The organism is Paraglaciecola sp. 2405UD69-4 (genome assembly GCF_047525415.1).
In the GTDB taxonomy this organism is placed as follows: Bacteria; Pseudomonadota; Gammaproteobacteria; order Enterobacterales; family Alteromonadaceae; genus Paraglaciecola.
Window position 1 is genome coordinate 130,065 of record NZ_JBLIXM010000004.1, and the last position, 20,037, is coordinate 150,101.

19 protein-coding genes are annotated in these 20,037 nt (G+C 41.0%); 4 read left to right on the forward strand and 15 right to left on the reverse strand.

Going from position 1 to position 20,037, the window contains the following annotated elements; genetic code table 11:
• Positions 1-8 precede the first annotated feature (8 nt).
• The 14 genes from hutI to ACMUMK_RS14590 all read right to left on the reverse strand — a co-directional run bounded on the left by hutI (position 9) and on the right by ACMUMK_RS14590 (position 14,379).
• Positions 9-1,262 (reverse strand): imidazolonepropionase, encoded by a 1,254-nt coding sequence (gene hutI / locus ACMUMK_RS14525; protein WP_414701866.1) that lies wholly within the window; start codon positions 1,260-1,262, stop codon positions 9-11.
• 9 nt (positions 1,263-1,271) lie between these two features.
• Entirely contained in the window at positions 1,272-1,940 is a 669-nt protein-coding gene (locus ACMUMK_RS14530) for an AroM family protein (RefSeq protein WP_414701867.1), read from the reverse strand.
• 68 nt (positions 1,941-2,008) lie between these two features.
• Positions 2,009-2,872 carry an ABC transporter substrate-binding protein gene (locus ACMUMK_RS14535; RefSeq protein ID WP_414701868.1) on the reverse strand — a complete coding sequence of 288 codons (864 nt, stop codon included), beginning with the start codon at positions 2,870-2,872 and terminating at the stop codon, positions 2,009-2,011.
• A 36-nt stretch (positions 2,873-2,908) separates the two neighbouring features.
• Complete coding sequence (locus tag ACMUMK_RS14540; protein WP_414702019.1) at positions 2,909-3,661, reverse strand: amino acid ABC transporter ATP-binding protein; 753 nt, start codon at positions 3,659-3,661, stop codon at positions 2,909-2,911.
• A gap of 7 nt (positions 3,662-3,668) precedes the next feature.
• Positions 3,669-4,565, reverse strand: a complete 897-nt coding sequence (locus tag ACMUMK_RS14545; protein ID WP_414701869.1) for an amino acid ABC transporter permease — start codon at positions 4,563-4,565, stop codon at positions 3,669-3,671.
• Between the two features lie 189 nt (positions 4,566-4,754).
• Positions 4,755-5,744 carry a YeiH family protein gene (locus tag ACMUMK_RS14550; protein ID WP_414701870.1) on the reverse strand — a complete coding sequence of 330 codons (990 nt, stop codon included), beginning with the start codon at positions 5,742-5,744 and terminating at the stop codon, positions 4,755-4,757.
• A 145-nt stretch (positions 5,745-5,889) separates the two neighbouring features.
• Positions 5,890-6,087, reverse strand: coding sequence for a CPXCG motif-containing cysteine-rich protein (locus tag ACMUMK_RS14555; RefSeq protein WP_133469925.1), 198 nt, complete (start codon positions 6,085-6,087; stop codon positions 5,890-5,892).
• Positions 6,088-6,243: 156 nt separating this feature from the next.
• Positions 6,244-7,233: an alpha/beta fold hydrolase gene (locus ACMUMK_RS14560; protein ID WP_414701871.1), complete on the reverse strand. Its 990-nt coding sequence runs from the start codon at positions 7,231-7,233 to the stop codon at positions 6,244-6,246.
• A 106-nt stretch (positions 7,234-7,339) separates the two neighbouring features.
• A complete protein-coding gene (locus ACMUMK_RS14565) occupies positions 7,340-7,969 on the reverse strand; it encodes a CDP-alcohol phosphatidyltransferase family protein (protein ID WP_414701872.1) in 630 nt (209 codons plus the stop codon).
• Between the two features lie 12 nt (positions 7,970-7,981).
• Positions 7,982-8,638: an ATP-binding cassette domain-containing protein gene (locus ACMUMK_RS14570; protein WP_414701873.1), complete on the reverse strand. Its 657-nt coding sequence runs from the start codon at positions 8,636-8,638 to the stop codon at positions 7,982-7,984.
• The gene (locus ACMUMK_RS14575; protein WP_414701874.1) at positions 8,639-10,273 is read right to left on the reverse strand and encodes an ABC transporter permease subunit; all 1,635 of its coding nucleotides are present in this window, start codon (positions 10,271-10,273) and stop codon (positions 8,639-8,641) included. It abuts the gene before it with no gap.
• Positions 10,249-11,412, reverse strand: a complete 1,164-nt coding sequence (locus ACMUMK_RS14580) for an ABC transporter substrate-binding protein (RefSeq protein WP_414701875.1) — start codon at positions 11,410-11,412, stop codon at positions 10,249-10,251. Before ACMUMK_RS14580 ends, ACMUMK_RS14575 begins: the two co-directional genes overlap by 25 nt.
• Entirely contained in the window at positions 11,393-12,238 is an 846-nt protein-coding gene (locus tag ACMUMK_RS14585) for a DUF547 domain-containing protein (protein ID WP_414701876.1), read from the reverse strand. The genes ACMUMK_RS14580 and ACMUMK_RS14585 overlap by 20 nt, the downstream gene beginning before the upstream one ends.
• Positions 12,238-14,379: an FAD-dependent oxidoreductase gene (locus tag ACMUMK_RS14590; protein WP_414702020.1), complete on the reverse strand. Its 2,142-nt coding sequence runs from the start codon at positions 14,377-14,379 to the stop codon at positions 12,238-12,240. Before ACMUMK_RS14590 ends, ACMUMK_RS14585 begins: the two co-directional genes overlap by 1 nt.
• 251 nt (positions 14,380-14,630) lie before the next feature.
• Between ACMUMK_RS14590 and ACMUMK_RS14595 the strand changes: the two genes are divergently transcribed.
• The 3 genes from ACMUMK_RS14595 to envZ all read left to right on the forward strand — a co-directional run bounded on the left by ACMUMK_RS14595 (position 14,631) and on the right by envZ (position 17,763).
• Positions 14,631-15,533, forward strand: coding sequence for a phosphoribulokinase (locus ACMUMK_RS14595; RefSeq protein WP_414701877.1), 903 nt, complete (start codon positions 14,631-14,633; stop codon positions 15,531-15,533).
• Positions 15,534-15,691: 158 nt separating this feature from the next.
• The gene (ompR, locus tag ACMUMK_RS14600; protein ID WP_414701878.1) at positions 15,692-16,420 is read left to right on the forward strand and encodes a two-component system response regulator OmpR; all 729 of its coding nucleotides are present in this window, start codon (positions 15,692-15,694) and stop codon (positions 16,418-16,420) included.
• A 47-nt stretch (positions 16,421-16,467) separates the two neighbouring features.
• On the forward strand, positions 16,468-17,763 hold the full coding sequence (envZ, locus tag ACMUMK_RS14605) for a two-component system sensor histidine kinase EnvZ (protein WP_414701879.1): 1,296 nt from the start codon (positions 16,468-16,470) through the stop codon (positions 17,761-17,763).
• A gap of 36 nt (positions 17,764-17,799) precedes the next feature.
• On the opposite strand, the gene ACMUMK_RS14610 is transcribed toward envZ, so the two are convergent.
• Complete coding sequence (locus ACMUMK_RS14610; protein WP_414701880.1) at positions 17,800-18,840, reverse strand: GGDEF domain-containing protein; 1,041 nt, start codon at positions 18,838-18,840, stop codon at positions 17,800-17,802.
• A 296-nt stretch (positions 18,841-19,136) separates the two neighbouring features.
• Here ACMUMK_RS14610 and ACMUMK_RS14615 point away from each other — a divergent pair, with 296 nt between their 5' ends.
• Complete coding sequence (locus ACMUMK_RS14615; RefSeq protein ID WP_414702021.1) at positions 19,137-19,853, forward strand: haloacid dehalogenase type II; 717 nt, start codon at positions 19,137-19,139, stop codon at positions 19,851-19,853.
• Positions 19,854-20,037 lie beyond the last annotated feature (184 nt).

Here is a 20,037-nt window from a genome sequence, read left to right on the forward strand (position 1 = left end):
ACTTACCTTTAGGATTGGCTTGCCCAAATAACCTGGCCTTTAGAGATTACACAATTCACAATAGGTGCGCCAATGGCTGTGCCTAATTGGTTAGGGTGTTCGCAGTCAAAAATAGTAATGTCTCCACGTTTTCCTATGTCTAGGCTGCCTCGGTCTGTCGCTCGGTTTAATACATATGCAGCATTAATGGTTGCGCCCACAATCGCTTGGGCGGGAGTCATCCCAAACCAGGAGCAGGCCTGCGCTATGGTGAGTGTCAGTGATGTAGCCTGAAAAGAAGAGCAATAATCCGTTGCAATGGCCACAGGAACTTGAGTATCAATAAAGAGTTTGGCGTTCGCTTTACGGTTATCTAGGTAAAATTGCTCAGCTGCAGGTAGTAACACTGCAATGGTATTGGTTGCGCCGATATCGGTAATTTCGTGATCAGGGGTATAAGTTAGGTGATCGGCCGCTACCGCGCCATTGTTTACAGCAGTTCGCCAACCTTTTGAGTTAGAGGAGGCATCGGCATGTACACGGGTTGGAATACCTAACTCTTTCGCCTGCAATAATAATTCTGTGGCGTGTTCATGTTCAAAGTCACCAATTTCACAGGTGATATCATGAAACTCAGCTATACCTTGATTGATTACAGCCGGAACCATTTTGTTTTTAATTTCCTCAACATATTCACTGACAGTTCTGCCATCCTGCGGCGCTATATGCGCACCTAAAAATGTAGTCACAATATCAAGTGGGGTATGGCTGGCAGCTTGGTCTAATAGCCTCAATAAGCGTAACTCTTGTTCTGTGTTTAAACCATAACCTGACTTCACTTCTAAGGTTGTAACACCGCCAGCTAATATGCTTTGAAATGCAGATAATGTATTAGTAATCAGTAAGGAGTCTGACGCTTTACGAGTGTTAACTATGGTAGACCAAATCCCCCCACCTTCTGCGCGAATACTTTGCCCGGAGGCACCTTCTAAGCGTCTCACATATTCCCAATGGCGATTTCCGTCAAAAATAGGGTGGCTGTGACATTCGATTAACCCGGGCAATAGGGTTTTTCCGGTTGCATCGATAACGGGTATCTTGTCAGTTAACCATGCCGATAAGGTTGGCATAGTGCCCACAGCAACAATGTCACCATTGCGAATAATCACACCGCCATTGTGGATAATGTTTAGTTCACTCTGGTCGTTACCAGAGCGAGGTTTACCGTTGTCACAAATTAGTGCCACCGAACTGGCATTAATAATATTTACATCGTTTGGCATGGGTGTCTCTTAACGTATTTCTTCAATGATTCGTGCAAACAAGCTGGTTGCGTTAATGGTGCTCACTCCCGACACAGTGCGAACTAGTTGTCGCTGGGTTTCAGTAAAGCCCATGTCGTCCATAAAAATAATATCAGCGCCAATGGCTTTAGCTCTTTTGGCTGCGCCGGCCAGTAATTCAAAATGGTCATAAGGTGATGCGGCCGCAGTGACTACTTCGCCAGCACATTCACGCCACTGACTGGGCGCCATTTCCATATCTGACTCTGGCCCTATAATGCATAGGCAGCGTCCGGTTGCCGCTGATTTCACAATAGGTTTTAAATAGTCAATTGGTTGTAATAAAAATGGGTGAGACTGCTTTAACTCGGGAAACCTACCAGAGCACAGCAAAAATGATATGTCGCAACGTGTTGCTAATTGAGTCGCCTTGAGCTTGAGTTTATCTATGAGCTGTTGTTTCTGCACTAACACTGAGTCACCACCTAACAAGCGTGTTTCGATACCTTCTCGGGCGTTATTGGTTTTTAATTCTGCTATTTGCGTGAGAGACAACCCATCAAGGGCGCCAGCTTGTACGTAATTAGTATTGCCCCCAAGTATGGCCTGAAAAGTGGGTACTATGTCTTCGCGAGGCGCTTGCCCTAATGTTAAAATCCCAAGTGTAAAACTCTTCATAAACGGCGTAATCAACTCAATTTTTATATGTTTTGCTGCAAGTGTTTGGCTGTTCCCCTAGGCAGTGATTAATGAAGTACGGGCTTTTTACCGTTAATCAGAGGGGTGCTTAAAGTGCCAGCTGTTATTTCCCACTTAGCAAGTAAAGCCTGATAAGTACCGTTATTAAACAAAGCCTGCATGGCAAAGAATACGGCGTCTCGTAGTTGGGTGTTTGTTTTGGTAAATGCAATACCGTATGGGGCTGGGTCTAATACCGGCCCAACAGGTACAAAGGTACCTGGCGCTTGCTTGATAACCCAACCTAAAACCTCTGGGCTCACTGCCGAAGCCTGAGCTCGCCCCTGAATCATTTGCAGCCTAGCGGTTGGTGCTGAGTCAACCGCCATAATATTGATTGCAGGCATGCCTTTCGCTTCAAGGTTATCAGCACTCCATTTTTGTACTGTCGTTAAGTAATCGGTTGCGCCAGAAACTGCCAATAGTTTGCCGCTGATATCTGCAATTTTTCTGATTTGTGTCGAAAAGCGGCGGGTTGTAAAAACTTGAGTACCTGTGTTGAAGTAATCAATAAAGTCTAGAGTTTCTCTGCGTTTAGCGTTATCCGAAAGACCAGACATTACCATGTCAACACGGCTTGTATTTACAGAATTGATAAGTTGGTCAAATTTTTGGTTTTCGAATTTTATGTCGATCTTGAGCTCTGTGCCTAAGGCCTGTGCAAGCTCTACATCAAACCCAGTAAGGACGCCCGTACCTAAATCAACGTATTCCATTGGCGGATAAATAGCATTTATCCCAATGATTATTTCACCTTTATCTTTAATGGATTGCGGTAATCGATCATGGCTGCTTTGTGCTATTGCTGTGTTCGATAAGGCCATTGCTGCAAAGCAGATAGCAGACAGCGCTTTAATAAAATCACTTAACATGGGAGTCCTCTTTGGTGCATTCTGATGGTGTGCCTGCTAGCTAACATTACTTAAAAATTCTTGGGTTCGTGGGTGTTGAGGGTTAACTAGAATGTCGTTAGGTCTACCCTGTTCAATCACATATCCCCCATCCATAAAAACAACATTGGTAGCAACATTTTGCGCAAATTGAATTTCGTGGGTGACGACTATCATAGTCATTCCCGATGCGGCTAAGTCTTTCATTGTGGTAAGTACTTCGCCCACTAGCTCTGGATCTAAAGCACTGGTAGGCTCATCAAAGAGCATTAATGACGGTTCCATATTTAGTGAGCGAGCAATGGCAACACGTTGTTGTTGTCCACCAGATAGCTGCTTAGGATAAGCATCTTTAAACTTCAGCATACCTACTTTTTCTAATAGCCCTAGTGCACGCTCAGTAGCAACTTTGCGGCTTTCTTTGCGCACTATTACAGGGCCTTCAATGAGGTTTTGTAATACTGTTAGGTGGGGAAATAAATTGAAATGTTGAAAAACCATACCGGCTTTTTCCCGAAGCTTACACACTTCTTTGTCGGTTTGTTCGTACAGCTTTCCATTGTGTTGACGGACACCAACGAGTTCGTTTTCGATATAAATTCTACCGGAGTCAATTTTTTCTAAACGGTTAATACAGCGCAGAAAAGTACTTTTTCCAGAGCCTGAAGGACCTAGTAAACATGTAACCTCACCCGCTGCAATCTCTAAGTTTATTCCTTTTAGTACTTCGTTTTTACCATAGGATTTACGAACATTTTCAGCTTTGAGCATGTACACGTTACGCTCCTTTTGTTGGTCGATTCAAGCGAACTGTGGACATGAATATAGTAAACATAGAACGCTTTGTGTTGTGTTCGTGGCCACGATTAAAATAACGCTCTACAAACCCTTGAACAATCGTGAGTAGGGTAACCACTATTAAATACCAAGCGGTTGCTACTATGAGTAACTCCATGACTTTGGCATTTACAAAGTAAATAAGCTGGGCGTGATATAGGATTTCAGCAAAAGCAATAGCAGACGCCATAGACGAAGTTTTAAGTAAGCCAATAAATTCATTACCAACGGGTGGAACAATTACACGCATTGCTTGGGGTAATATGATGCGGCGCATAGCGGTTAAGCGATTCATCCCCAAAGAGGCTGATGCGTCCATTTGCCCTTTATCTACGGATAATATGCCGCTACGTACAATTTCGGTCATGTAGGCACCTTCGTTAATGCCTAACCCTAAAAGGGCGGCACAAAATGGTGTCATAAGATCCACCATTTGATACTCAACAAAACCAAGGTTTAGCACTGGAAATATTAAAGCCAAGTTGAACCAAATAAGCAGTTGCAGATAAATAGGTGTGCCGCGGAATATCCAAATATAAAGCCCTGCAAAACCACGCGTAACAGGGTTGTCAGACATTCTCATTACTGCAAACAATATACCTAATACTAGCCCAATAGCCATGGAGCAAATGGTTAATAGTAAAGTGTTGCCTAGCCCTTTTAGTAAGGTGTCAGCAAAAAAGAACTGCTGCACTATGCTCCAATCTATTTGCCCATAAATGAATGCCCTAACAATTAAACCTAGAAGCACTATAACCAAGGCGCCACTTATCCAGCGCCCGTAATGTTTTAAGGGGATGATCTTGTCTTCTGGTTTAACGTCTTTAGATATATTCATCTGGATTTTTAATATTGTTCAACAATAATTGTAGGACAATATTGCAGGAATTGATGAAAAATGCAACGACTAAAAGCCACCTAGCTTGTGCAAATTAAGGTAAATGTGAGTTAAGGGCAGCTGTGGAAAAAGTCTAAAAACAATGTTTATGGCCCATCATCCAAAGTTGTCTAAGGTAAAACTTACAGGTTACAAATAAGGTAACGCCAACAAAATCACTAGGGCAATCCAAATAGTTTCAAATAACAGCAAGAAAATAGGTTTAAGGCCGACGGTTAAAATTTGTCTTAAGTTTGACTTCATACCTATGGCAGCAATTGAAATGACCAGGGCATAGCGAGAAAAATCAGTTGCTGCTTGGGTAACAAAAGCTGGAATGTCTAACATACTGTTTAATGTCATTAAGCATACAAATACGATTAAAAAAGCAGGGAATTTGGGGCTTTTAGCTTCAAGATCTTTATCTAAATTTAGTTTTAATAACAACAATATACAAAGTACTACTGGCATTAAAAAAGAGACTCTTACTAACTTGGTTAAGGTGGCGAGATCTCCGGTTTGTTCAGACACTGAGTACCCGGCTCCTACTACTTGCGCAACGTCATGGATTGTTCCCCCTAAAAAGATGCTAGTTTCTGTATGGTTTAACCCTAAAGCATCGGCAATAACTGGGTACAAAATCATAGATATGGTCGATAAAGAGGTGACCCCAATCACAGTTAAAAGGGTGTCTCTGTCTTTATGTTTGTCGTTAGGAAGAATTGCCGAAATGGCCATAGCCGCTGATGCACCGCAGATCCCCACAGCCCCGCCAGTTAACACCCCAAAGCGTTTATTTAAACCTAGGGCTTTGGACAAGACTACGCCTATGGTAATTGTGCTTAGGATAGCAAACACTAATAACAGTGCGGTTTTCCACCCTAGTGTTAGCAAGTCACCAAATGCAACCCTAAACCCTAGTAAAGCAACACCTATTCGTAATACATGGTTTGCTGCAAACTCAACACCTTGCTTACATTGGGTGTCTTCATATAAAAATGACATGGCTATGCCCAGTAATAAGGCAAATAACATGGCTGGCGCGCCATAATGCTCACTTAAAAATAGCGCTGCTAAGCCCACAATGATTGAAACAGTTAGCCCAGGTAAGACAGCTTTTACAGATAAAACGTGCGACATGCTAAAATAAGCCTAAAAATAGAAACAACCCAAGAGACTCTAACCTAAAGTGATAACTGGTGTAACCCGTTATGGTATCAGTGGTTTTTATAATTAAAGAAGCGGGTCAATTGAAGAGTTTTGTAAATGCATTAATGGTGTAGTGCTAAAACACATCATCTTCACTGTACACATTAACATCAAGCTCGCCATCCATACTTTCATAAACCAAAAAGCTAATTGGTCTGCAGCATACTTGGCAATCTTCAATGTATTGCTCGGCAACATCAGATGCATCTAGTAAAACTTTGATGGTTTCACCACAATATGGGCATCCTATAGACTTGGGTGTTAGTTCATTCAAGGTTGATAACCTCCCTAATATATTTTGCTGATTAACAATCTTTACTCGTTATACATTAATATCACTTTAGTTCCTATGGACACTAACTATTGAAATAAGTGTCCATTGGCACGCTAATCTTTTCAAGCTTGTTGCTGCCAAAGTATGCGGTATCAGTTAACTTTCATTTTTTAAAAAGGCTAAGATTTTCCTGTTTACTAAATCTGCTTGGTCAGCGTTAATAAAATGGCCACTTTCCTGAATGATTTCAGCCTGAACATTTGGCAATATTTTATTGGCTTGTTGCACTGTGTCCAAGTCGTTAACTAAATCATCATCTCCTACTAAAAGTAATACTGGCATAGATAACCTTGATAATTGCGCATCGTTAAAAGGTTGCATATCCAAAAGGATAGGCGATCTTGGTTCGTTTTTAATGGTGCTAAAAAAACGGTCTTTATACAGAATATCAATATTCTCTACGCGACTAGATAAGGTTTCTAAATTATCTTCAAGGCCATCTCGCTCTGGGTTTAATTTAAACCACATATTAGCAAGAATATCTAAACTGGGTTCAAGCCAAGTGATAGTTTGAGCTGGGCTTAGTAAAACTAGAGTATCAAATCGTTCTGGGGCGCTAAGGGCTAAGTTTGTGGCTATCCACCCCCCTTGAGATGCGCCAATCAGATTTATTTGTTGCAGTTGTAGCAGTTCAAATACTTCAAAATACCAAGCCACTAAAGTTGTTATCTCTGTATCTTCATGGCTAGGTGTAGATTTACCAGCGCCCCAAATATCATCAATGGCGTATACTCTATAATGCTCTGAAAGGGCCTTAATATTGGGGTACCACATAGTAGAATCTACGCTCATTCCATGGAGTAACACAATAGGTTTACCATCAACAGGTCCTGAAACTAAAACGTGGGCACTACCGTTTGAAGTGGGGAGCTTTAATTCACGATAAGGGATATCCCAAAGGGTAAGCGTGCGGTTGTATAGCTGCTCACCACTTAGCTCCTTTGGGTTTTTGCTTACCAGAGCACGATATTCTGAACTTCTATCAGCAAGACCGTAAGTTTGGGTCACTTGGTCTTTAAATTGTGCTCGCTCGCAAGCTGTTAACAAACATATAAATAGGAATAACCGGGGCAAGCTTAAATTCAAGACTACTTCTCTTACAAATGACTTATAATCAGCCACCTATAATAGAGGGTTGAGCTGAGCTTAGATAGTTGAAACGCGATTAACTTACTATTCGTACTCGCTACCTTCAGTTTGATTCAGTGACGTTAACTTTTTTGAGAGTCTGATACCCAGTGATAATTCTGACTCCAGTAGTTATCCAGCACATGACGGCATAGACCAGAGCTATTGGCACAAAGTATTGCGGGAAAATACAAAACAAACACAATACAACTATGGTTTCGAAGCCTTCTGCTAAACCGCCCATGTAATGCAGGCTTTTATTAGGGTATTCAGGATTTTGCATATCGTATTTACAGGCCATGGATGCAAACGCTAAAAAGCAGCTTCCTGTGGCAGTAAAAGACAACATTAGAAAACTACCCGCAATGGCATTTTGCTCCGGGTGACTCACTACAAAAGCAAACACAACGGCAGAGTAAAATATAAAATCTAGGCTGATATCTAAAAAGCCACCGGCATCCGATGTTTGGGTTTGCCTAGCAATTGCTCCGTCTAATCCATCACAAATTCGATTTATTAAAATCAAAATAAGGGCTAGGGTAAAGTGCTCTGAAATGATAGCAGGCACAGCCAGCATGCCTAATATGAACCCTGCAACTGTGACTTGATTTGCGGTAATTCCGGCGGCAATTAAAGGCTTAACTATTATCGCTAAGGGAGACCTTAGTAGCTTATTTAGTAATGGATCTATCATAAAGTCGTTACTCTATTGTGTGTCTTTTGACTGGTAATAGTCAGCCAAATTAAGTTGTTTAGCAGATGCTGGTATATCGTTAAGGTCATGGGTCACCATTATGCTTGGAATGGCCTGTTGTGCTAATTGTTGAAACGCCCAGTTACCTATTTTTTCTCGGTTACTTGGATCAAGGGCTGCAAAGGGCTCGTCGAGTAACATTACTTTGGGTTGATTCGCTAATGCTCTTACTAAGCCTACTCGAGAGCGTTCGCCTCCACTTAAAGATTGAGGATAACGCTTGCTAAGGTGCTCTAGGTTAATTTGTTCAAGCATTTTTTGGGCTTTGTTGTAGCGTTGTTTCTTTGATGCAAACTCAGCACTTTTAGGTAAAGCGAAGCAAATATTATCTGTAACACTAAGGTGGGGAAACAAAAAAACGTCCTGCATTAGCAGGCCAATGTGGCGATTTTCCACAGCCAATAGACTCACATCTTGGCCATCAATCAAAACCTGACCGCTTATGTTTACATGCTTAGGCTGATTGCCTAACAACCAATGTAACAAGGTTGACTTACCAATACCGCTAGGGCCAATAATGACTAATAACTCATCTGAATTTAATTGTATTTCTGGGAGGCTAATTTGCCATTTTTCGCTGCTAATTTGGCAGTTTTTGATACTCAACATCTAGATATTCCCAATATTTGTATGTTTTGGCCCTGCAATGCGACTCGACAAAAATGCAGTGACTAAAAAAGCGGCTAAGGGTAAAAAAGATTGCAGCAAAATATACAGTGCCGCTACGTCTTGTTGGCTACCTGTACCTATGGCAACTGCCTCTGTGGTTATAGTGGTAACTCTTCCTGCACCTATCATTAAAGTAGGAATGTACTGGGCGATGCTAACTGCAAATGTAATGGCAAAGGCAGATAAAACAGCTGGAAGCAGTAATCTAAAACGTATTTTCCACCAGCGCTGCCAAGGGGAGTACCCAAAGCTTGCAGCTATTAATTCGTAATTAGGATCTATGCTATTAAAAGGCCCTTTTAATACCAAATATGCGTAACTAAATGTAAAGGGAAGGTGGGCGAACATCACCCATCCATTATGATATTGCCCTTCTAACCCAATATGTAACACCTGCCAGCCCAACACCATACTAAGCTGAGGCAGTAAAATACCAAGTAACCAAATATAGTCAGGTAAATAGCGGCCCTTTTGCCTTTGTAGCTCTAAAGCCAGCAAGGCAAAGCCAATTCCTAGCATTGCTGCACCTACGCCAATTAGCAGCGCATTTTGTAATGGCAAAGCCACAAAGAGCCATTCGTCTTGCCATAAATGGGTGTTCAAACTGGCTAAGCTAGCAGTTTCGCTATGCCAATTAACATTTAAAGACCACAGTGAAAATACCAAAACCATAAGTAAGGTAATTAGCCCAGAGGTCGGTAACCATAACCGGCCTATGCCTTTAACTACTCCTAAGCGAACTTGTCGGCCTAAGCTTGCCCAATGCTTCAGAGCACCGTTAACCATTTTCTCGTGACCATATAATAGGGCAATAGATACCACCAAAAGCAACAATAGCAACACATTAGCCCAAAAACCTAACGCTTGGTCGCCTGGGCTGAAACTCGATTGCCAGCGGTACACAGATACAGCGAATAACTCTGGGATATTTGGGCCAACAAGTAGGTTCATATCCACTACTGACAAGGTATAGGCAGATGCCGCTAGTAAAGCCAAACGTACTTGTTTTAGCATATTGGGGAATACTAATAACCACCAGCTGGTGGTACTACTATGGCCCAGAGCTCGACCTTGCAATAACCAAGCATGTATAGGTAACTGCCTGCCTATTGCAATTAGAATGAGTAAAAAGAATGGTACTTCTTTAATTATAATGGCCAAGATAAAAGTCGATAATCCTTTACGGGGTAAGCCAGTATCACTACCCGTAAACATGACGCCAGACTCACTAAATAAAAACACTAATCCTAAGGCAATGGCTAAGTGGGGTAAGGATAATAAGGGAGATAGATATTTTTCAAGCCAAGAGGCCCCAACTTTAGAGGGTGACTGATATTGGCTATAGATCAAAAATGCAATGTACAAAGAGACTAAACTGCTAAACACAGCACTAAAAATACTCTGCCAAAGGGACAAAGCTAGGCCCTGATAGGCTAGCAATCGTAAAAAATCGGCTATGGCTGTATCCGAATCAGGCCATAGTCCAAATAAAATTCCCCACAGAGGTAGGCTGGCAATAAAGAGTACAAGGCACCAGCCTAATACTCCACCTAGCCGCCGTAACGTTGTTGCCATGCATCCTCAAGAATTAATTGCCATGAGCTATGGGGCTCAGCGTGGGCTTGTAATGATGAGCGGCTGTTAAACATAGACTTAAGCACGGATGGGTCTCCCCACTCTCCAGCAAATTTTTGCTGCTGAGCTTGCTCACTTAACATAAAGTTAATGACTACTTTTGCAGCCTCGGGATTGGGCGCAAATTTGGGTATAGCTAAATTATGACTATTGGTGATAGCACCATCAATAAATGAACGCCTCACACTTGAGCTTGAGATTTGTTTAGTGGCTTTCTCTTTTATCCATTGGTTAGGATTAAAAGACACAGCCATAGCTAAGCTTTTTTGTTGGTATAGCAAAAATTGTTCTGCAGAAGATGTAGGAAATGCTGTCCCTTGCTGCCATAAAAGTGGATGTAATTTATCTAAATAAGTCCAAAGTATTGGTAGCAACTCTTCTTGCGCTTCTTGAGTCGCTGCAAGGTATAAGCGTTGATCTGCTTGGGTTAGGTTTACCAAAAGCTGCTTTAAAAAGGTAGAGCCGTGAAACTCGGGAGGCCTTGGGTAGGTCAAGGTTTCAGGGTTACTGCGAGCAATAGTTAATAAGTCATCTGCACTAAACTGAGCATTAGAGAACACCGATTCCTCAGCGATTAAATTGAACTGGCCTATGCCCCAAGGCACCTCATAACCGTCCATAGGCTCACCAAAATCAACGGTGATAGGTAGGTCATCAGTGGCTAGCTTGGCGGTATTAGGAATACTCGACCACAAGTTACCTAGTAAATGGTCATGCTGCTTAAGGTAGGCAAAGTTTTCACCATTTATCCAAGTTAAATCAATGGCGCTGGTACGGCCATTCTCTGCTTTCAAACGAGAAACAGCTTCACCTGGGTCAGTAACTTTTACATGTATTAACCTCACGCCATACTGCTTTGCTATTTCTCTTTTAGCCCAGCGTAAATACTCGTTAACTGACTTAGAGCCTCCCCAAGCATAAAAGTAAACTGACTTACCTTTAGCATTCTTGAGGGTCTGTTGCCATTGAGGACTAGACGCATCTAATGTTTCAGCTGCTGCAGCTACAACATTAGATACGCTAAAGCTCACCAGTAACACTATACTGGCGAGCTTTAGGTTAAAAAGTTGAAATATCATTTAAGCGCCAGTCGTAGTCTAAATAATCCACAGCAAAATTTTGAGTCTGTAAAAACTCAACTTGTTGTGGGTTGTTGGCGATATCTTTTTCATAAGCCTGTATCAAGTCCTGAATCTTATTAAAGCCTTGGTAACCTTTTTCAAAGTCATCTGCATACCATTTAAATATGGGAGACAGTTCTAGTGATTTTTCCTTAATATTAATGGTATTTCGTGAGTCATCACTTAAAAATAATGTCATTTGATCATCAAGTTGCGCAACCACCTTATCGGCTACAAAGGCTTCATTACGTAATGGTGGGCAGCTCACTGCAGCACAAACTAAAGCTGCATGAATTCTTGGGTAGGCAAACCATTCTCTAATCATGCCATGCTCAATTGCATCTAAGTGGCGCTTTTTGCCTAATAAGGTAAAAAACTCTTTTTTCCACGGGCTTTTAAATATACTGCCTAGATCTCTTATGGATTTTGCTTCACCAGAAGCAAAATCTGCATAATTATCAACAATTAACTTTAGAGTATAGCCATTGTAAGCGTTCATCAAAAAGCTCAGTTGCTGCGTTTCAGACCAAGTTTTGTATTCTTGCTCAGTCACTGCAGACAAGCTAGCTAAGTAAGTATTGAGTGCTTTTGGATTTGCACTTAACTTGGCGTAATTTACGCGGGTTTGTTTTTTATCATCAGACACCACTACAACATCAGCTAGTATTTGGGTGAACTGCGAGTGTTTATGTTCAAAGGCATAGGCTTTCGGTAGTAACACTAAAGCTGCGACTATTAAGGAGCTTTTTAGCGCCCCTTTAGTGAGTGAGTACATAGTATTCATTATGATCTTCTCCAGGTGTGAAAGCGTTCAACAAGCTTTAATAGGCCTTCTGGTGCATTGGCTTTTTTCCATACCCCTGCCACATTTTTATTGGCTTCTGCCATGGTCGGATAAATATGGATAGTACCCAATAACTTGTTCATACCTAAGTTATGCTTCATTGCTAATACAAACTCAGCTAATAACTCACCTGCATGGGCACCAACTATAGTTGCGCCTAATATTTTATCTTTACCTGGCACGGTAAGCACTTTTACAAAACCTCTAGCGTGGTCGTCTGCCAATGCTCTGTCTAATCCACCAATATCATAGCGGCTCACTTCGTAAGCAACGCCTTTTTCTTTAGCGGCAGTTTCATTTAAACCTACAGTGGCAATTTCTGGCTCAGTAAAGGTAGCCCAAGGGATCACGCTGTAGTCTACTTTAAAGGTTTTAAAGCCTCTAAATAATGCATTAACCGCAGCATACCAAGCCTGATGACTCGCAGTATGGGTAAACTGGTAAGGGCCGGCTACATCACCTGCCGCTAAAATATTTGGATATTTAGTCTGCAACATTTCGTTGGTGATTATGGTTCTGTCGGTTTCTATTCCTAGTTTTTCTAGGCCAAACCCTTTTAAGTTTGCTTGTCTGCCCACCGCCACTAAGATTTTGTCAAAGGCTACGCGCTCTTCCGCGCCGTCTTTTTCAAGAACAATCACTTGTCCTTCAGCTGTTTTTTCTATGGCTTTAGCCGTCGTGTTTAGACGTACATCTACCCCATCTTTAATTAACTGCTTATATAAATGCTCGGCTGCATCTGGGTCTTCTTTACTTAACAATTGGTTATGTTTTTCAATTTGTGTAACTTGCGTCCCTAAACGACCAAAGGCTTGAGAAAGTTCACTACCAATAGGGCCACCGCCAAGTACTACTAAACGTTTAGGTTGCTCTGTTAGGTTCCAGAGGTTTTCAGCAGTTAAATAATCTACATCTTTCAACCCTGGGATTGGAGGCACAAATGCACTGGCACCAGTAGCAATAACTATGTTCTTTGTGGTTAATGACTGCACTCCGTTTTCGGTCTGAATATCAACCTGCCAAGGCGACACAATAGTAGCGCTACCTGTTACTACGTTTACTCCTAAAGACTCGTAACGTTCCACAGAGTCATGGGGCTCTATAGACTTGATTACGTTATGTACTTGACCCATAACCGCTTTAAAATCAACTTCTGGCGCTTGGTAATTTACCCCTGAATTTTCTGATTCTTTATGCATATAAGCCAATTTACTTGCATGGAGTAAACTTTTAGAAGGTACGCAACCTGTGTTTAAGCAGTCGCCGCCCATTTTGTGTTTTTCTACAAGGGTCACAGAGGCTTTTACCGCCGCCGCAATATAAGCTGTCACTAAACCAGCTGAACCTGCACCTATGACCACCATGTTGCGGTCAAAGGTTTTAGGCTTTTCCCAGCCTTTATAAACGCGTTGAGTTTTGATTACGTTTAGTATTAGTTTCGCGATAAGTGGGAACACACCTAACAACACAAAAGATAAGATGATATTGGGCGAAACTATGCCAGATAGGGATTCAATATTCGCTAATTGGGTACCGGCATTCACAAACACAAAGGTGCCAGCTAACATACCCACTTGGCTTACCCAGTAATAGGTGATGGTGCGTATACCCGTGACACCCATTACCAAATTGATAATGAAAAATGGAAATAAAGGCACTAAGCGTAGGCTTAATAAATAAAAGGCCCCGTCTTTTTCAATGCCTGCATCTATGGCTGCAATTTTTTGACTAAAGCTATTTTTAACCCAGTCTCTAAGTAAGAAGCGAGATGCTAAAAAGGCTAGCGTTGCACCAATGGTTGAAGCAAATGAAGCTAGCACTAATCCCCAGCCTAAGCCAAATAGTGCTCCTGCACCAAGTGTTAAAATAGCTGCACCTGGCAAGCTAAGGGCGGTGACTATGACGTATAGTATGAGGTACCCAAAGAAAGCTTGTAGCCAGTTTTGTTCAATAAACTCTGCAAGCTGTTGTTGATTAGCTTTTAAACTATCTAATGTTAAATACTGCCCTAAGTCGAAAGCAAAAAATGCTCCTATCAAAGCTAATATGAGGACAACAAGAATTCCGCGTTTTACATTCATGGTATTTACAAACCTTATTCCAAAACAATAATTAATGTTAATGGCATAAATACCATTACTGCCCACTGAAGACCTATGCACTATGTTTTTTATTTCAAAGTATGACTGATTAGTCATCTTGGTTTACATCTTGATTAGCATTTTTACCCCCAAATAGAGTGATAAAAATACTGGGTGAATCTTACGTTGTACTTGACCCAAGTGCCAAGCTTGCTTATAAATGATGCTCTTTTCTTGATATAGAATATTGAATGTCTGTTAAACACCCCATAATTGCAATTACTGGCTCATCTGGAGCGGGTACAACAACGACTACTAATGCTATTCGCCATATTTTTAGAAATTTGTCGGTGAACGCTGCCATTGTAGCTGGGGATAGTTTTCATCGATTTACTCGCCCAGAAATGGAAGTGGAAATTCGCAAAGCCCAAGAGCAAGGTAGGCATATTAGTTACTTTGGCCCCAAGGCCAATGATTTTGAAATGCTCGAAACCCTGTTTAAAGAATACGGCGAAACGGGTACAGGTAAGCATAGACAATATTTACACTCCTTTGATGAAGCAGTGCCATTCAATCAAATGCCAGGTACTTTTACACCTTGGCAAGATTTACCAGAAAAAACCGATGTTTTATTCTACGAAGGCCTACACGGCGGTGTAAAAAACGATGAAGTGAATGTGGCTAAACATGTGGATTTATTGGTAGGTACAGTACCTATTGTAAATTTAGAATGGATCCAAAAAATTGTCCGCGATACCACAGACAGAGGCCATTCCCGTGAAGCGGTAATGAGTAGCATAGTCCGCAGCCTAGACGATTACTTTCAATACATAACCCCGCAGTTTTCCCGGACCCATGTTAATTTTCAGCGAGTACCAACTGTGGATACCTCTAATCCCTTTAGTGCCCGAGAAATCCCCAGCCAAGATGAAAGTTTTGTAGTGGTACGTTTTCGCCGAGAAATGAAAAATGTCGACTATCCATTTCTTCTTAAAATGATAGACGGCTCATTTATGTCACGGATCAACACTATAGTGGTTCCCGGAGGGAAGATGGGCTTAGCCATGGAGCTAGTGTTAATGCCTCTATTAGAAGAAATTCTTGATAAAAAACGCCGCGCTGGCTTTCAAATGGATTGGGTTAGCGAAGATTGAGCCTCCAAGAGGGCGGGAGCGACACACTAATCTTGTGATGAAGTTGACAAACTTTGTAACAATCCAAGCTATGCAATACACTTGCTAACCTTTTGAATTTATAGCCTTTCACATATAGTGTTTAACATAAGGTAATTACTTTCTGATATGTGGATGAAATGATGGGCCAAGAAACAACAAAAATTTTAGTCGTAGATGACGATATGCGCTTACGGAGTTTACTTGAGCGTTATTTGGTTGAGCAGGGTTATCAAATAAGGGTAGCAGCCAACTCTGAGCAAATGGACCGATTATTAGAGCGTGAAAACTTTCACCTAATTGTTTTAGATCTAATGCTGCCCGGTGAAGATGGCCTATCTATCTGCCGCCGTTTAAGACAAAAAGATAATCAAATTCCTATTGTCATGTTAACCGCCAAGGGTGACGAAGTAGACAGAATTATTGGCTTAGAAATGGGCGCTGACGATTACTTGCCTAAACCTTTTAACCCAAGAGAGTTACTCGCAAGAATTAAAGCCGTGCTGAGGCGCAAAACAACAGAAGCCCCAGGTGCACCATCTCTTGAAGAGCAAATTATTGAGTTTGGTAAGTACTCACTTAATTTAGGGACTCGTGAAATGGTAGCAGATGGCACTCCCATGACTTTAACCAGTGGTGAGTTTGCGGTGTTAAAATCCTTGGTTTCTCACCCTAGAGAGCCACTCTCTAGAGACAAGCTTATGAATTTAGCCCGCGGTCGAGACTACAGTGCATTAGAGCGCAGCATAGATGTGCAAGTTTCTCGTTTGCGCCGTATGCTTGAAGACGACCCTACCAACCCTAGGTATATCCAAACAGTGTGGGGGTTAGGCTATGTATTTGTGCCTGATGGAGGTAAGGCTAGTTAGCCTTAGCTAAACATAAAACATGTGCTACGCACCTTTGAATTAGTTTAATGCGGATATTTCCCAAAAGCGCCTTTGGCCAAACGGTTTTACTTATCGCCATTTTGTTATTGATTAACCAAGTGGTGTCTTTGGTTTCTGTTACCTTCTATTTTGTTAGTCCAAACGTTAAGCAAATAAACAACTTATTAGCTAACCAAATTAAAATGGCATTTGTGGAAGACCTCGACAGCCACACCCCAGTGCTAGAACCAAGGTTTTACAATGTTGCCAATATGAAGGTGTATAGCCAAAGCGAAGCGATTAAACATGGTTTAGACCAAGCTATTCCTTATCAACTTTGGTCTAAGCAAATGTCCGAAAACCTAGGAGGACCAGCGCAAGTTAGGATCACCCAAGGTGAACCTTATTTATATTGGGTAAACCCACCACAAGATCCCTCAATTTGGATAACCATACCTATGGTAGGCCTTGGCCAAGGGGATGGCTCACCCCACTTGGTTTATTTGCTGATGATAGGGATTTTAAGTGTAGGTGGCAGCTTGATTTTTGTGCGTAGGTTGAACCGTCCATTACAGGCTTTGCAAGATGCAGCACTGCAGGTTGGAAGAGGCCAAGTGCCTAAAGCTTTAAAAGAGGAAGGCTCCACGGAGTTGATAGCGGTAACCCGTGCTTTTAATCAGATGTCTAAGGGAATAAAACAATTAGAGGATGACAGAGCTCTGTTAACTGCTGGTATTTCCCATGATTTACGTACGCCATTAACTCGCATTAGGCTTGCATCTGAAATGCTCCCAGAAGATCAAAACTGGATAAAAGAAGGGATAGAGCATGACATTGAAGATATGAATGAGATCATCGATCAATTCATAGATTATGTTCGTCAAGATCAGCAAGAATGTCTAGAAAATGGCAATATTAATGAGCTAATTCAAGACGCAGTACAAGCCAGAAATATCGAAGAAGATCACAATATCCGGCTAAACCTAAACCCCATACCTAACACTTTAATTAGAAGAGTCGCCTTAAAAAGAGTGCTGGATAACCTTATTGAAAATGCGTTTCGCTATGGCAGTGATAACATTGAAATTGACTCTGGATTTGATAAAAAAAATCAAACATTATGGTTTTCTGTTAGGGACTTTGGTCCGGGTATTCCAGATGATTGTATCCAAGGATTATTTGAACCTTTTACCCAAGGAGATAAAGCAAGGGGGAGTTTAGGCTCAGGTTTAGGCTTGGCTATTATCAAACGTATCGTTGATATGCACTCAGGGCATGTGACTCTAACAAATCATCCAGAGCAAGGCTTAATTGCCAAGGTATATATCAATATCGGCGCTTAACTTATTCGGTAACTAGCTTAAGTATCACAGCCTAGTCTATGCCACTACAACCTGATTTCTACCATTATGCTTGCCTTTATACAAAGCCTCATCAGCCAGACCAATTAGCTGCTCAACAGATTCTAGTTTTGAGTTTTCTATGGTGCAAACACCCACAGTGGCAGTCACATTTATTTTCTGTAAATCATTAAAGTATATGGCTGTTTTTTCAATATCGGTGCGAATACTATTGGCTATGTTACTGGCTTTTGATGGGCTAATATCCTTTATGGCAACTATAAATTCTTCACCGCCATATCTGCCGGCTAAATCTTGTGAGCCCCTTACATTTTGTTTGATTAACTCAGCTATCTTCTTTAAACATTTATCACCCGCTAAATGGCCGTAATTATCATTGATAGCCTTAAAGTGGTCTATATCAATCATCATTACTGAAAGTGAGCCTTCTTCGATTTTTGCGTCTTGTAACATAGTGTGTAACGACTGCATTAGTGAATGTCTATTATGTAATGCTGTAAGTTGGTCAGTGGCAGCCTGCTCACTAATTTTATTCCCTAAAGTTCCGTAAATACGACTTAACTGCACCCCAAAAGTGGTACTAAGTAAAATGGCCAAACATAGCCAGACTGCTCTAGATGCAGTTTTATTCGCTGAAACAGTCTCAAAGGTATAATCGGGGAAAAAATCCATATTTAGATACATTAATATCACGGTAATAAACAATAATATTGCCGTTATCCAAGTGTATTTAGCGTTACCTACCAAGGTTATAAAAATAGGAATAACAGGAAATACAAATGCAAACTGGCTATTTACGCCACCAGATATAAATGTAATTGGAGACAGTATTAACACTCCCATACATACAAATAACATGGGGTGCCAAGCTTTAGGTTTAGTATGTTTGAAATACAAATACATGGAGCCCAATAATAATGAGTTTAAGGCACCGATATAAGTAAAGTAGACACTTTGGTCAATCAGCATGGGCCTGACAACCGTAGCTAATAAGGTGATCAAAAATATTAAAAATGCTGCTTTTACGGTTATTTCATGTCTAATTTTTTCAAAAAACACGGAAATTTATCCTAAAGAGAATCACTGATAAAAGTATAAACACTAAACTTACATTAAAGGGTTGTGACTTTTATAACAATATAAACTGCTGTCTTTTGAGAAATAATATATGACTATAATTTGCCTCAAAATGATTGAAACATTATCCAATGTTTTCTGGTCTAGATACTGAGATCGTTTACAATAAAATGCCCGTGGCGTTTTATTTATCATTTAACGTGACAAACAATCGATTTAAACCAACTACAGGACCATAAATGAAAATTTGTATACGCCTATTTTTAGCAACTCTATTAATGGTAACCACTATGACAAATGTACAGGCACAACAAAAACCTAAGCTTATTATTTTTGATGTAAATGAAACCCTACTCGACCTAGAGTCGATGCGTACTTCAGTAGGTAAAGCGTTAAACAACGACGATAGCTTATTGCCATTATGGTTTTCAACTATGTTGCATTACTCGCTAGTTGATACTGCTAGAGGGGAGTTTCATGACTTCGGTAAGATAGGTGTAGCAGCATTACAGATGGTGGCTAAAAACAATGGTATAACTCTTAGCGACGAACAAGCCAAGCAAGCAATTGTACCCCCTCTATTATCATTGCCTCCCCATCCAGATGTTAGAGAAGGCTTAACCCAATTAACTGCTGCAGGGTACAAAATTATCAGCTTAACCAATAGCTCGAATGCTGGCGTTAAAGCGCAGTTTGCCCATGCCAAATTAACTGACTTTTTTGTTGAGCGTTTAAGTGTTGAAGATATTGGAGTTTATAAACCTGATTTACGTAGTTATGCGTGGGCGTTAGAAAAAATGGGTGTGAAGCCTGAAGAAGTGCTTATGGTTGCTGCCCACGGTTGGGATATAGCTGGAGCAAAATCAGCAGGTTTACAAACCGCTTTTGTTGCACGCCCTAATAAGCAGTTGTATCCGCTAGCACCACAACCGGATTATTTAGTGAAGGACTTGTTAGAGTTGGTTGAAGCGCTTAACCAAAAATATCCAAACTAAATTTAGCCAAACCTGCTGCTATCTAGGGTATTTAAATATTTATAGGTAGCGCTAAAAAGCTTGGTAGTTATTGTTTTATATTACCAAGCTTCCTTTCTGTAACTCTAATGTTGTAGCTTTGTAAGTAAGCCCTCTGAGTATTAAAGTGCGCTAACGGTTAGCTTAGGTGCCACTTTTTAAGATT